Annotated in this window: 13 protein-coding genes; 7 read left to right on the forward strand and 6 right to left on the reverse strand. The window is 36.3% G+C overall.

Going from position 1 to position 13,250, the window contains the following annotated elements; genetic code table 11:
* Positions 1-14: 14 nt before the first annotated feature.
* The 5 genes from HCN53_RS06780 to HCN53_RS06800 form a co-directional block, all read right to left on the reverse strand.
* Entirely contained in the window at positions 15-590 is a 576-nt protein-coding gene (locus HCN53_RS06780) for a hypothetical protein (RefSeq protein WP_167342453.1), read from the reverse strand.
* A gap of 284 nt (positions 591-874) precedes the next feature.
* On the reverse strand, positions 875-1,798 hold the full coding sequence (mdh, locus tag HCN53_RS06785) for a malate dehydrogenase (RefSeq protein ID WP_042277468.1): 924 nt from the start codon (positions 1,796-1,798) through the stop codon (positions 875-877).
* Positions 1,799-1,906: 108 nt separating this feature from the next.
* Entirely contained in the window at positions 1,907-3,007 is a 1,101-nt protein-coding gene (locus tag HCN53_RS06790; RefSeq protein ID WP_167342454.1) for a DUF6588 family protein, read from the reverse strand.
* Between the two features lie 110 nt (positions 3,008-3,117).
* Complete coding sequence (gene gyrB, locus HCN53_RS06795; RefSeq protein ID WP_085775188.1) at positions 3,118-5,055, reverse strand: DNA topoisomerase (ATP-hydrolyzing) subunit B; 1,938 nt, start codon at positions 5,053-5,055, stop codon at positions 3,118-3,120.
* 149 nt (positions 5,056-5,204) lie between these two features.
* Entirely contained in the window at positions 5,205-5,837 is a 633-nt protein-coding gene (locus HCN53_RS06800) for a 7-carboxy-7-deazaguanine synthase QueE (protein ID WP_167342455.1), read from the reverse strand.
* Between the two features lie 175 nt (positions 5,838-6,012).
* Here HCN53_RS06800 and HCN53_RS06805 point away from each other — a divergent pair, with 175 nt between their 5' ends.
* The 7 genes from HCN53_RS06805 to HCN53_RS06835 all read left to right on the forward strand — a co-directional run bounded on the left by HCN53_RS06805 (position 6,013) and on the right by HCN53_RS06835 (position 11,496).
* Positions 6,013-7,527 (forward strand): helicase HerA-like domain-containing protein, encoded by a 1,515-nt coding sequence (locus tag HCN53_RS06805; RefSeq protein WP_167342456.1) that lies wholly within the window; start codon positions 6,013-6,015, stop codon positions 7,525-7,527.
* Positions 7,528-7,585: 58 nt separating this feature from the next.
* A complete protein-coding gene (locus tag HCN53_RS06810; protein WP_042277460.1) occupies positions 7,586-8,134 on the forward strand; it encodes a membrane lipoprotein lipid attachment site-containing protein in 549 nt (182 codons plus the stop codon).
* Between the two features lie 10 nt (positions 8,135-8,144).
* Entirely contained in the window at positions 8,145-8,987 is an 843-nt protein-coding gene (locus tag HCN53_RS06815; protein ID WP_167342457.1) for an alpha/beta fold hydrolase, read from the forward strand.
* A 54-nt stretch (positions 8,988-9,041) separates the two neighbouring features.
* Positions 9,042-9,281, forward strand: a complete 240-nt coding sequence (locus HCN53_RS06820; RefSeq protein WP_042277457.1) for a Rho termination factor N-terminal domain-containing protein — start codon at positions 9,042-9,044, stop codon at positions 9,279-9,281.
* Positions 9,282-10,304: an AI-2E family transporter gene (locus HCN53_RS06825; protein ID WP_060524005.1), complete on the forward strand. Its 1,023-nt coding sequence runs from the start codon at positions 9,282-9,284 to the stop codon at positions 10,302-10,304.
* 72 nt (positions 10,305-10,376) lie between these two features.
* Positions 10,377-10,919, forward strand: coding sequence for a ClpP family protease (locus HCN53_RS06830; RefSeq protein WP_042277452.1), 543 nt, complete (start codon positions 10,377-10,379; stop codon positions 10,917-10,919).
* A 157-nt stretch (positions 10,920-11,076) separates the two neighbouring features.
* Positions 11,077-11,496, forward strand: coding sequence for a VOC family protein (locus HCN53_RS06835; RefSeq protein ID WP_167342458.1), 420 nt, complete (start codon positions 11,077-11,079; stop codon positions 11,494-11,496).
* Here HCN53_RS06835 and HCN53_RS06840 read toward each other — a convergent pair.
* On the reverse strand, positions 11,475-13,112 hold the full coding sequence (locus tag HCN53_RS06840; RefSeq protein WP_167342459.1) for an amidohydrolase: 1,638 nt from the start codon (positions 13,110-13,112) through the stop codon (positions 11,475-11,477). The genes HCN53_RS06835 and HCN53_RS06840 overlap by 22 nt on opposite strands.
* Between the last annotated feature and the right edge of the window lie 138 nt (positions 13,113-13,250).

Consider the following 13,250-nt stretch of genomic DNA (forward strand, 5'->3'; position numbering starts at 1 on the left):
AATAGCTTAAACGATTATACAAATGCGATAGGTCCTGCACGACTGTCGGGTAGTTGATCTATAAAAGATCCCGAAACACCTGAATTGTAATTATTAAATGTATGTGCTGTTAATCTATAATTACTGCTTAGAATCAACGCCTCTAACTCAATGGCATGGAGCACGCTTTGAGGAGTTCTCTCTAAAGAGTTTTTCATTTCAAAGACTACAACATCATCTCCTAAACCAGAAGAAGGAATTTCATTTTCAAGAACTTGAGCTACGGAAACATCTACAGATCCCTCATAGCCTTGTAATCGAATTGTAAAGTAATTCTGAACAACCTGAGCAACTTGAGCTCGCCACTTTTCCGCATTTTGCGAATCACCCCTTAGCTCGATTTTGATAGAATTACCACTTCTAATAAGTGTAACATCCTCGTTAGTAGTTTTTAAATATTGTGCTACTTCTTCAAAAACAGCATTTTGAAAATCTCTGGTAACATTACTAGTAAATCCTATCTCCACTTTATACTCAACCTCTTCAGGTGAATAATAAGCACACGCGCCTATTAAAAATAGGCTAGCGATAATTGATAAGATCCATTTCATTCTCACGCGCCAAATATAACACTTTCCAGCTCTTTATTTAAGTAGACTCTAACAGCTATTCACAACAACCTACTTTATTAGTAATTCATTACATACAAGGTGATTACACAAGATCTAGGATCCCAAAAAAGGAATCTATTTAAAAAACGACTTTGTTAAGTACGCTTTCGCGAAAGCGATAAAACCAACATCAATCCTTACTTAAGAATCGCTTAAAATTTAAAAATGGTCATAAAAAAACCGCTTCAACATTGAAGCGGTTTTTTTTATATTATAATGATAGTTTAAGCCAACAATCCATTTGTTTTCTTAACACCTTCTGCACTTTCAGTTAATGCACTTCTTTCTGCATCACTCAATTCAATTTCTACGATCTTTTCTATCCCATTTGCACCTAAAACAACCGGAACACCTATACAAAGATCAGACAATCCATATTCACCTTCTAACAAAGCACTACAAGGGAAGATTTTCTTTTGATCACAAGCGATAGCCTGCACAAGACCAGATACTGCTGCACCTGGAGCATACCAAGCACTAGTACCTAATAATTTTGTAAGAGTTGCTCCACCTACCTTTGTATCCTGAAGAACTTGCTCTAGTCTTTCCTCAGAAAGAAATTCACTTGCTGGCACAGAATTACGAGTAGCTAATCTTGTTAATGGAACCATTCCTTTATCAGAGTGCCCACCGATTACCATACCATCAACATCGCTTATTGGCGCTTCAAGAGCTTCAGCTAGACGGTACTTAAATCTAGCACTATCTAGGGCACCACCCATACCTATAATTCTATTTTTAGGTAGACCAGTTACTTGGTGTGCTAGATAAGTCATGGTATCCATAGGATTAGAAACCACAATTAGAATTACGTTAGGTGACTGTTCTACTAGACTAGCTGCTACAGATTTTACGATACCTGCATTAATTCCTATTAATTCCTCACGAGTCATTCCTGGTTTTCTAGGAATACCCGAAGTAATTACTGCGATATCACTACCTGCAGTTTTTGAATAGTCACCAGTAGTTCCTGTGATTTTTGTATCAAAATTATTAAGAGATGCGGTTTGCATTAAGTCCATAGCTTTACCTTCGGCAAAACCTTCCTTAATATCAAGTAACACTACCTCACTTGCAAAATTTTTAATTGCGATATACTCTGCACAGCTGGCACCTACTGCTCCAGCTCCTACTACGGTAACTTTCATTTATGTATGATTTTAGTTAAATTAAATGTATTTTTCAATAGTCCTACAAAAATAACCTATGAAACTTAATTGTGTTCATAATTCCTTGTAAAAGTAGGTGGTACACGATTATAATCGAACAAAAATAGACGCAGTAGCCGTATTGAATTCACCAAAGGTATAATCTGCATGTAAATTAAATGCTCCCAAAGTTAATTTTGCACCTACAGTTCCTAATAACCCTGTTGTATCAGACTCTACTGTCACAGGATCACTCACCGTGGTACTTACAGGGAAAATAACCGTATTGCTGGTAAAAGTGTAATCACCTAGTAGTCTTGTCTCTGTACTTCCAGAAATGTAATTGATACCACCATATAAATTAAAAACGTCCCAATTTGTACCTGTGATTAAACTTACATTAAAAACATCGACTTGAGTTTCAATACTTTGATTTCTTCCATCTACAATTGCACCATCTTCAAAATCATAAGAAGCATCTAACCTACTGTAGCCCACAAGAGCCGAAATAGTGATGGGAGCACCATTAATTACTCCATTACCATCTTCTCTATCAAAAAGTTTAGTAAACTCCCATTGTAAAGCACCACCGTAAAATCCAGTTTCAAATTCATCTGTTTTTACCTTTGGAACAAATCTGGCTTTAAGTTCAAGACCTGCGCCTAATCCTACTCCTGCTTGTAAGAAGGCAGTAGGAACAAATTCTAATCCTTCTGAACTTAAACCTTGAGCTAGATCAATCTCATCTCTTTGTAACAATGCTCCTGTATTGGCTTCTCTAGATTCCACAACAAGTTGTTGTGGCATTTCATTTTCTCCTAGTGCGGTTGCGATTAACCTAGGAGTTGTTGAGCCATCACCAAACGAAACATTAATATTGGCTACAGGTCCATTGGTATTATTATAACTTTCTTGAATAATGCGCTCATATTCTGTAGGATCCAGTAAAAACGTCTTTTTCTCATCTGGGGTAAATGTTGCCTGCGCTCGTAATTGAATTTTGAATTTACCAGGTTTCAACACTCGAGCATCATCGTACCATCCAGATGCTATATTAAAGGTAAGAGATTCTGCTGCAGGTGTAGCATAATCTTTTGCGTATAGATTTGCAGCATCAACACCGGCTGCAAGTATTTCTGAAAAATTATCTTGTGATTTCGCTTTCGCGAAAGCGAACAAAACACATAATATGAATATCGTATTCTTCATAACATAAATATTTAATCCCAAAGAAAGACAAAATTACTTAAAACGGTCTTTTTAGTAAACAAAAACGCCCTTACCATTCGGTAAAGGCGCTTAATTAAGTTTGAATGTTGTTATGCATCAATGTTAGCATAAACCGCATTTTTCTCTATGAACTCACGACGAGGCGGCACCTCATCACCCATTAACATTGAGAAAATACGATCAGCCTCGGGCATACTATCAATTGTAATCCTTCTTAGAGTTCTGAATTCTGGATTCATTGTGGTATCCCACAACTGATCTGCATTCATTTCTCCAAGACCCTTATAACGTTGAATGTTTGCTCCACCACCGAAACTTTCGGCGATTTCATCACGCTCTTTATCATTCCAAGCATAACGTTTTTTAGCTCCCTTTTTAACTAGGTATAATGGCGGTGTTGCGATATACACGTAACCGTTCTCAATCAACTCCTTCATGTAACGGAAAAAGAATGTCAAAATTAAAGTAGAAATGTGAGATCCATCGACATCGGCATCACACATGATGACAATTTTATGATAGCGTAACTTTTCTAAATTTAAGGCTTTAGAATCTTCTTCAGTACCTATAGTAACACCTAATGCGGTAAAAATGTTTCGGATTTCTTCGTTTTCAAAGACCTTATGTGACATCGCTTTTTCAACGTTCAAAATCTTTCCTCGTAGTGGCAGTATAGCTTGAAAATTACGGTCACGACCTTGTTTTGCTGTTCCACCTGCAGAATCTCCCTCAACAAGGAATACTTCACATAAAGTAGGGTCAGTTTCAGAACAGTCAGATAATTTACCTGGCAGTCCACCACCACTCATTACGGTTTTACGCTGTACCATTTCGCGAGCCTTGCGAGCAGCATGTCTAGCTTGCGCTGCAAGAATCACCTTTTGTACAATTACCTTGGCATCATTAGGATGCTCTTCAAGATAATCTTCTAGCATTTGAGATACCGCTTGCGAGACAGCACTTGTAACTTCCCTGTTACCTAATTTAGTTTTTGTTTGACCTTCAAATTGAGGTTCGGCAACTTTGACAGAAACGATAGCTGTAAGACCTTCACGGAAGTCGTCTCCTGTGATATCGAACTTCAATTTATCTAACATTCCCGAGTTATCGGCATATTTTTTAAGGGTTCCTGTTAATCCACGACGGAAACCACTTAAATGAGTACCACCTTCGTGCGTATTAATGTTATTCACATAAGAATGTAAATTCTCTGCATAACTATCATTATAAATCATAGCTACTTCAACAGGAATACCATTCTTCTCGCCTTCCATAGAGATTACATCCTCGATTATTGGATGTCTGGTATCATCTAGGAAACGTATAAATTCTTTAAGTCCTTCTTGAGAATGAAATGTCTCACCTTTAAAGGAACCATCTTCCTCGGTTTCTCTTTTGTCGGTAAGTATAATTGTGATTCCTTTATTAAGGTATGCTAGTTCTCTTAAACGATTTGCAAGAGTATCGTAACTATAAGTTGTAGTTTGTTGAAAAATACTGCGATCCGGCAGGAAGGTTACCACTGTACCTGTTTTATCAGTATCGCCAACTGCTTTTACGGGATAAAGAGATTTACCTCTCTCGTATTCTTGCTCCCAAATTTTCCCATCACGATGCACTGTTGCCTTCAAATGATCGGAAAGTGCGTTAACACAACTTACACCTACACCATGCAATCCACCAGAAACCTTATAGGAGTCTTTATCAAATTTTCCTCCGGCACCTATTTTAGTCATTACAACTTCAAGTGCACTTACTCCTTCTTTTTTATGAATACCTACAGGAATACCACGACCGTCGTCAGTTACAGTAATACTGTTGTTTTCATTAATAATAACTTCGATATTATCACAATGACCAGCTAGTGCCTCATCAATGGAATTGTCTACCACCTCATAAACTAAATGGTGTAAACCTCTTACTCCTACATCTCCAATATACATAGAAGGACGCATGCGCACGTGCTCCATTCCTTCAAGTGCCTGAATAGAATCGGCACCATAATTCTTCTTGTTTTCTTCGCTCATTTGTCTGTATAAAATTTGCTACAAAAACAAAGATAACAACCAATTAAAGTAAATAATTGATTTTAGAGCTTTTAATAAACGAAGTTATCAACAGTATTAATATACTTGTGTTTGAAAAAAGTGTTTTAAAACTGCTCTAAATACGTTTTTTAAGGAATATTTAAATATTTATGTGTTTGTAAAGAGACTTGCCATTCAGGATTTTGCATCACAAAATCTGTAATTAATGGGATCATTTTTTCTCTCACCGACCATTCTGGTTGTATGTATAATTTACAACTTGAAGAAACTTTTTCTGCTTCCGCTTTCGCGAAAGCGAAATCATGTTTATTGTATACAATCACTTTAAGCTCATGGGCTTTAGGATATATTTCAGGAACAGGCATTTTTACCTTTTTAGGAGATAAACAAATCCAATCCCAATCACCCGTTAACGGATAGGCTCCACTAGTTTCAATATGCACCTGCATTTGTCTTTCTTTAAGACCTTGGGTCAATGGTCCCATATCCCAAGTGAGCGGTTCTCCACCAGTAATCACAATTGTTTTACTGTATTTTGAAGCGTTTTCTATAATTTTATCTATAGCAGTAGGCGGATGTTTCTCTGGATCCCAACTTTCCTTTACATCACACCAATGACAACCTACATCACAGCCGCCTACTCTTATAAAGTAAGCCGCTCTTCCTGTATGTGATCCTTCTCCTTGAATCGTGTAGAATTCTTCCATTAATGGCAACATAAGGCCTTTTTCTACTTGATCCTGCACTACTTCTTGATTCATGCCACAAAAATACAATATATTGGTAGGTAACATAAGTAATTCACGATAACTTATATCGATGGAATCATCTTATTTCCACAACCACATATAGATATTATCCTTTTTATAGACTTCCTTTTTTTTCGTAGTTGAACAAATGATTATATTTTTACCTCAATCATATATACTGTAATAGATGAGTAATAGAGAAAAATTCACTGAAGTAATTTCTACTGGTTATAATCCGAAAGGTGAAAGCATTGTAATGGGCGCCGCCATGTTAGATGGTGAAGCGATTACAGGATCACATGTAAAAATCCCTCTTAAAACAATGAACCGCCACGGCCTGATCGCAGGAGCTACTGGTACAGGAAAAACTAAAACATTACAAATCATTGCAGAGCAGCTTTCTCAACAAGGTGTTCCTAGTCTACTAATGGATATCAAAGGTGATTTATCTGGTGTAGCCGCAGAAAGTCCAGGTCATCCCAAAATTGACGAAAGACATGAAAAGATTGGGTTAGATTTTAAAAAACGTAAGTCGCCAGTCGAAATAATGACCATATCAGAACAAGACGGAATTAGACTAAGAGCTACAGTAAGTGAATTTGGTCCAGTATTGCTCTCTAGAATACTAGATGTTACTGAAACCCAAGCAGGAATTATCTCTGTAGTTTTTAAATATTGTGATGATAATAAATTGCCTTTATTAGATTTAAATGACTTAAGAAAAGTCTTGCAATATGCTACTGGTGCCGGGAAAGCAGAATTTACTGAAAATTACGGCCGCATTTCAACTTCATCAACTGGAGCAATTCTAAGGAAATTAATAGAACTGGAGCAACAAGGTGCTGATAGGTTTTTTGGCGAACGTAGCTTTGAGGTAAAAGACTTAGTTCGCAAGGATAAAAACGGACACGGATATGTCAATGTAATTCGACTTACTGATATTCAGGATAGGCCAAAGTTATTTTCTACCTTCATGCTTTCATTACTTGCTGAGATTTATTCTACTTTTCCAGAGCAAGGCGATAGCGACAAACCTGAATTAATTTTATTCATTGATGAAGCTCACCTCATATTTGACAATGCTAGCAAAGCTTTACTAGATCAAATCGAAAGCATCGTTAAATTGATTCGTAGTAAAGGTATCGGTTTGTACTTTGTAACTCAAAATCCTACTGATATTCCTGATGGTGTATTAAGTCAACTAGGATTAAAAGTCCAGCATGCTTTAAGAGCATTTACGGCTAAAGATCGAAAAGCGATAAAACTGACGGCACAAAATTATCCAGAAACCGATTTTTATGACACTGCAGAGGTTTTAACTTCACTTGGAATAGGAGAAGCTTTAATAAGTGCTCTAGATGAAAAAGGAAGACCTAGTCCACTTGCCGCTACCCTATTAAGAGCTCCTGAAAGTAGAATGGACGTACTTACCGATAGAGAGTTATCGGATTTAATTGCAGATTCGGAGTTGACAGACAAGTACAACGAGGATATTAATAGAGAAAGTGCCGAAGAAATTTTACAAGCTAAAATAGAACGAGCTCACGAGGAAGACATAAAAGAAAAAGCTAAAAAAGAAAAGGAAAAAGCGAGTAGATCTAGCTCGAGAAGAAGCACAAGACAAAATCCAATTGTAAAAGTTCTTACAAGCGCTACATTTATAAGGGGCGTTTTAGGAATTTTAGGTAAAGCGCTTAAATAATCTTAAAAACCAATTAAGTAACAACTCAAATTCCTACTTTTGCGGTAGAATGAAAATTATGAAGAAATTACTTTTTATTGCTGTAATAGCTGCCGTTTTAACTAGTTGTGGTAAAACACAAGATCCTTTTGAATGGAATAAAGATCGTGTAGGACACATCACAAAGGATACTAAAGTGTACCAACTAGACAGCTTATTTGCAAATGATAGTATTATCAATCCTATTAAAGGAGATGAATTTTCTAATGGAGCAGCTGATATTGAGGTATATGAGAAAGGTGGTAAGCACTTGTTATCCATCTCTCCTTTACAAGCTCTGGATAGCACATCAACTATAGCGAATATTAGAATACACGATGATCGTTATAAGACCGAAAAAGGAATAACAATCAACAGTACCTTTAAGGAAATCGCTGCTGCTTATAAAATCTCTAATGTAGATAACATGATTGACGACGCGGTAGTATGGGTCAATGATCAAAATTTTTATTTTACAGTAAGCAAGGATAATTTACCGGTAGAAGTTAAGTACGATATGAGTGCCACGGTAGAAAAAACAATGATTCCTGATAATGAAAAACCGGTTCACGTATTTGTAAGCTGGTAAAAAGAGTACCATGAAAAAATTCTTATCTAAGGCCATACCAAAGTTGTATGGCTTTTATTTTAATATCCTTGCGGTAATAGCACCAAAAAAAGCAGCTCAACTTGCACTAGACGTCTTTAGCATCCCAAGAAAGGGATTTATAACATCACAACAGCAAGAATTTTTAAATACCGCTCGTCAACAACGTGTTTCGTATGAAGATGGTTTAGTAATGCTTTACCATTGGGAAGGAGATGGACCTACGATTCTATTACCTCATGGATGGGAATCAAATAGCGCAAGATGGCGCTATTTAATAGAACCCTTACAAAAAAAAGATTACAACATCATCGCCATTGATGCACCGGCTCATGGTAAAACTACTGGTAAATTTTTTAACGCGATCAAATACTCTAGGGTTATAAGAAGTATTATCGAGTTATATGAACCAGAAGTTGTAATAGCTCATAGTGTAGGTGCTATGGCTACTGTATTACAAGAAAGCGAAACACCTCACGACTTCATAAAAAAAATAATTCTTTTAGGCAGTCCTGATGAGCTAGAGGTTATCATGAAAGGTTATCAACAAGTAGTAGGATTCAACAAGCGAGTATGGAATCTTCTCGATCAACTTTTAAAAGAAAAATTTGGATACCACATTGCTGAGTTTAAGACATCTTCCTTTGCAACAAAAATTCAAACGCCCGTACTTTTAATTCACGACACAAAAGATTTAATCGTACCCTATGAATCGATGAATAATATTGCTACTGGCTTTACTAATAGCACTGTTTATACATCAAAAACTGGTGGTCACAGCCTACATACTCCAGAAGTCATTGAACAAGTCCTTAAATTCTTAGAAAAATCCTAATTGCAGCTTTTTTAACTCTAGCTAGTGTAAGGTCATAGTATCTTTAAAATAAAAATGTCAAGACCTAGCATTAAAAACGAAGAGCAGTATGAAGCCTTAAAAGATCAAGGCTACAGTAAGGAAAAAGCTGCAAGAATAGCAAATTCTGAAAATAGCGGTGAAAAAGGTGGTAAAGCAAAACCCTATGAAGAAAGAACCAAGGAAGAGCTATATGATCAAGCAAAAGAAATAGGAATAGAAGGGCGTTCCAAGATGGATAAGCAGGAATTAATTGAAGCTTTAAGAAATCACTAAATGAGCAACCGCATTCCGCCAGAAACCATAAGACAGTTATTCATACTTACCGTCATTGTTGCTTTACTTATTCTTATAAGCAAGGAAATGATGGTCTATATAGGTGGAATAATGGGAGCAGTCACCCTATACGTTATTCTAGAGCCATTACAAATTAAGCTAGAGAAAAAAAATTGGAATGCGAGTCTTACAGCAGGACTGTTGCTTCTCCTTACATTCATTGCGCTGGTAATACCACTAGCTGGTATGTCCTACCTTTTAAGCAGTCGTGTAAAAACCGCACTGGATAATAGCAACAAAATAGCCGAAACTATTAAAAGTGAATTAGTAAAGCTGGAAGAACTAACGTCGATGAGTTTATCCGACAGCATTAATATGGAAGCTATCCAGGATTGGATCGCAACACATATTCAAGACATTGCAAGTTCAGGTTTTCAAACCATTTTCTCCATTTCGGTAATGTTTTTTATACTCTATTTTATGCTTATTAATCGCAAAAAATGGAAGGAAGCTATTCTCATTTACCTACCACTTAAAAAAAGAAATATTGAATTACTAGGAAAAGAAAGCAACAATCTTGTAAAGTCAAATGCTATAGGAATTCCACTGGTAGCGCTTCTACAAGGAATAGTGGCACTTATTGGCTATTTTATCTTTGGAGTAGAAAATCCATTTTTTTGGTTTGTCATAACTGTAATTGGTAGCATGATACCTTTCGTTGGTACGGCTTTAGGGATTATACCTGTTGCAGCACTTCTATTTGCCAAGGGTGATACAGGAGCAGCCATAGGAATCTTAATTTATGGAGCAGCGGTTGTAGGTGCGACGGACAATGTATTTAGACTGATTGTCCAACAAAAGCTAGCTGACATCCATCCTGTTGTTACCCTAATCGGTGTTCTGGTCGGTGTTCCACTGTTTGGGTTCATCGGATTAGTTTTTGGTCCACTATTAGTAAGCTTATTACTTTTAATTATTAAAATTTATAAAAACGAATATGGCAAAGACGAAGGAGTGATATAGCGGTAAATTTTTGTTATATCTCGCTTTCGCGAAAGCGTAATTACGTATTTTTAGCCTAAATAAATTTCATACATGAGTAAAACGATCAAACTTCAAGATAGAATAGACGACAATTTTATAGAACAACGTAAAGTTTTTCTTTGGGGAATGGTAGATGACAAGTCGGCGAGGCACTGTGTAGACCGATTACTTTTATTAGACTCAATAAGTAATGAAGAAATAACATTTGTAATCAATAGTCCAGGAGGCTATGTTACGGCTGGATTTTCAATATATGATACTATGCAAGAAATAAAAAGTCCTGTAAGTACTGTTTGTAGTGGTCTAGCTGCTAGTATGGGATCTCTTTTACTTTCTGGTGGTGAAAAAGGAAGACGTTTTATACAAAAACATGGTAGAGTGATGATTCACCAGCCTAGTGGTGGTGGAAGAGGTACTAGTGCCGATATTGAAATAACAGCTCAAGAAATACTTAAGACACGTGATATCCTTGCTAAAATTTACGAGGCTAATTGCGGTCAACCTTATGAAAAAGTTATGAAAGACTTTAATCGCGACTATTGGATGGGCGCAGATGAGGCTGTGGATTATGGAATTGTAGATGGAATTTTATAATAAACCTAAAAATTACATGATAAACCACCTGTAAAAAGGTGGTTTTTTTGAATAGAACTTTTAGCGCGTAAGGAAATTATTCAAAAAAGGATTTAGCTAATTGCTGTTCAACTTCTTATTAAATAAATAGTAAATTAAAGCAACAAAACTTACAAAAATGAAACTCACTCCTTTTCATCTAGCAATTCCTGTAAAAGAAATAACAACAACTAGATCCTTCTACCGTGATACTTTAGGATGCAAAGAAGGTCGTAGCAGTGATCATTGGGTAGATTTTGATTTCTTTGGACATCAATTGGTTATTCATATATCGGACAATGCTCCAGGATTATCTCACAATGCTGTCGATGGTAAGTCTGTCCCTGTACCTCATTTTGGTGTGGTACTAGAATGGGATATTTTCCACACTTTTGCGCAAGCATTACGAGAAAAAAACATCGAGTTTATTATTGAACCCTATATAAGATTTGAAGGCTTGCCAGGTGAACAAGCTACTATGTTTTTTCTAGATCCTAGTGGGAATGCTCTTGAGTTTAAAGCCTTTAAGGATATGAATCAATTGTTTGCTACAGAATAAACTTTTTCACCATTAATATAGGTAGCATTTACTTTAAAATCTGGAATTTGCTCTACTGGAATAGTCATTAAATTCTTTTCAGTGATTATAAAGTCTGCTGCCTTACCTTTTTCAAGACTACCTTTTTCATTTTCTTCAAAATTGGAATAGGCAGCCCATATAGTCATACCCCTTAAAGTTTCTTCTCTAGTCAAACTTTGTTCAGGTAAAAAACCATTTTCTGGATAACCGCTTGTATCCTGTCTAGCAACTGCGGCATAGAATGTTAAGAAAGGATTCACTTGTTCTACAGGATAATCGGTTCCTAGAGCGACTATTCCTGACTTCTTTAATAAGGTTTTATAAGCATAAGCACCTTTAATACGCTCAGCTCCTACTCTATCTTGTGCCCAATACATGTCACTAGTGGCGTGAGTAGGCTGCACCGATGGTAAAATATTATCTTGATTAAAGCTGTTAAAATCATAAGGATCTACTATTTGAGCATGCTCGATGCGCCATCTTCTGTTAGAACTACCATTCAATAATTCCTTATAAGTCTCTAGAACAACATAGTTTGCGCTATCACCAATTGCATGGGTATTCATTTGATAATCGCTTGCTGCTATACGAGATGCAATTTCCTTTATTTTTGAAATAGGACTAAGCAAGGCTCCATAATGATCATGTTTATCGCTGTAGGGTTCTTTAAGGGCTGCTCCACGACTTCCCAGCGCTCCATCGGCATAGAATTTAACAGATCTAACATTAAGTCTATCGGTCTTAACAATTCCTTTGTTTAGGTAATAATCTAAATTTTCAGGAGTATTGCTAATCATGACATACATTTTCATTTTTAGATCACCAACTTGTTGTAAACTATCAATCACTTCAATAACATCTTTATGAAGACCAGCGTCATCTACGGTAGTAAGTCCATATTTAAAATTCTCTTTTTGAGCAGTTAAAAGAGCGTCAACCATATCTTGAGTAGATGGTTTAGGGTATACAGCCTCAACTAACTCCATAGGATTGTCTACGAGTACTCCTGTAAGTTTACCATCGCTCATGATAATTGCTCCACCATCTGCTGGAGTATTAGAATCTATTCCCGCAGCATCAAGAGCTGCCTGATTTGCTAGCATTGCGTGACCGTCAATTCTGGTGAGTGCAACAGGTATATCTGGAAAAAGCTCGTTTAATTTTTCATTACTTGGAAATTCTTTAATCTCCCAATCGTTTTGATCCCAACCTCGACCAATTATAAAATCACGATTATTTTCATTTTGAAAAGTTACTACTCGCTGTATTACGTCTTCAAAACTAGTAGTCCCCATAAGATCTACTCGCTGTGCTTGCTGTCCTAGACCAAAAAAGTGACAATGCGCATCTATTAATCCTGGGTAGATGAACTTACCCGAGGCATCTAGGATAGTTTTACTTTCATACTTTTCAATCAAATCTTTACTATCACCAGTAGCTACAATTTGACCATTTGATATAGCCATAGCCTCAACGGTAGAAAAATTATCGTCAACGGTATAAATGGTTCCGTTAGTTATTAATAAATCTATTGATTGCTTTTTTTCGCAGGCTATTAAACTAATAGCTAGCAATAAAGGTAGTATTCTTCTCATGGGTTAAAAATAATACAGAGTTATCAAAGTTTCATATAATGAATAGCTATATCCCACGATTCAATTCACATTGTTTGATGTTTTAAAACAAATAAAGCACTGAAAAAATCAGTGCTTTATTTATGGGTATTACTCACT

Origin of the sequence: Nonlabens sp. SY33080 (assembly GCF_011784885.1) — a bacterium.
GTDB lineage: Bacteria > Bacteroidota > Bacteroidia > Flavobacteriales > Flavobacteriaceae > Nonlabens > Nonlabens tegetincola.

Coding starts and splice junctions, on each gene's coding strand:
- HCN53_RS06780 (WP_167342453.1), bottom strand. CDS start 590: ATGAAATGGATCTTATCAATTATCGCTAGCCTATTTTTAATAGGCGCG.
- mdh (WP_042277468.1), bottom strand. CDS start 1,798: ATGAAAGTTACCGTAGTAGGAGCTGGAGCAGTAGGTGCCAGCTGTGCA.
- HCN53_RS06790 (WP_167342454.1), bottom strand. CDS start 3,007: ATGAAGAATACGATATTCATATTATGTGTTTTGTTCGCTTTCGCGAAA.
- gyrB (WP_085775188.1), bottom strand. CDS start 5,055: ATGAGCGAAGAAAACAAGAAGAATTATGGTGCCGATTCTATTCAGGCA.
- HCN53_RS06800 (WP_167342455.1), bottom strand. CDS start 5,837: ATGAATCAAGAAGTAGTGCAGGATCAAGTAGAAAAAGGCCTTATGTTG.
- HCN53_RS06805 (WP_167342456.1), top strand. CDS start 6,013: ATGAGTAATAGAGAAAAATTCACTGAAGTAATTTCTACTGGTTATAAT.
- HCN53_RS06810 (WP_042277460.1), top strand. CDS start 7,586: ATGAAGAAATTACTTTTTATTGCTGTAATAGCTGCCGTTTTAACTAGT.
- HCN53_RS06815 (WP_167342457.1), top strand. CDS start 8,145: ATGAAAAAATTCTTATCTAAGGCCATACCAAAGTTGTATGGCTTTTAT.
- HCN53_RS06820 (WP_042277457.1), top strand. CDS start 9,042: ATGTCAAGACCTAGCATTAAAAACGAAGAGCAGTATGAAGCCTTAAAA.
- HCN53_RS06825 (WP_060524005.1), top strand. CDS start 9,282: ATGAGCAACCGCATTCCGCCAGAAACCATAAGACAGTTATTCATACTT.
- HCN53_RS06830 (WP_042277452.1), top strand. CDS start 10,377: ATGAGTAAAACGATCAAACTTCAAGATAGAATAGACGACAATTTTATA.
- HCN53_RS06835 (WP_167342458.1), top strand. CDS start 11,077: ATGAAACTCACTCCTTTTCATCTAGCAATTCCTGTAAAAGAAATAACA.
- HCN53_RS06840 (WP_167342459.1), bottom strand. CDS start 13,112: ATGAGAAGAATACTACCTTTATTGCTAGCTATTAGTTTAATAGCCTGC.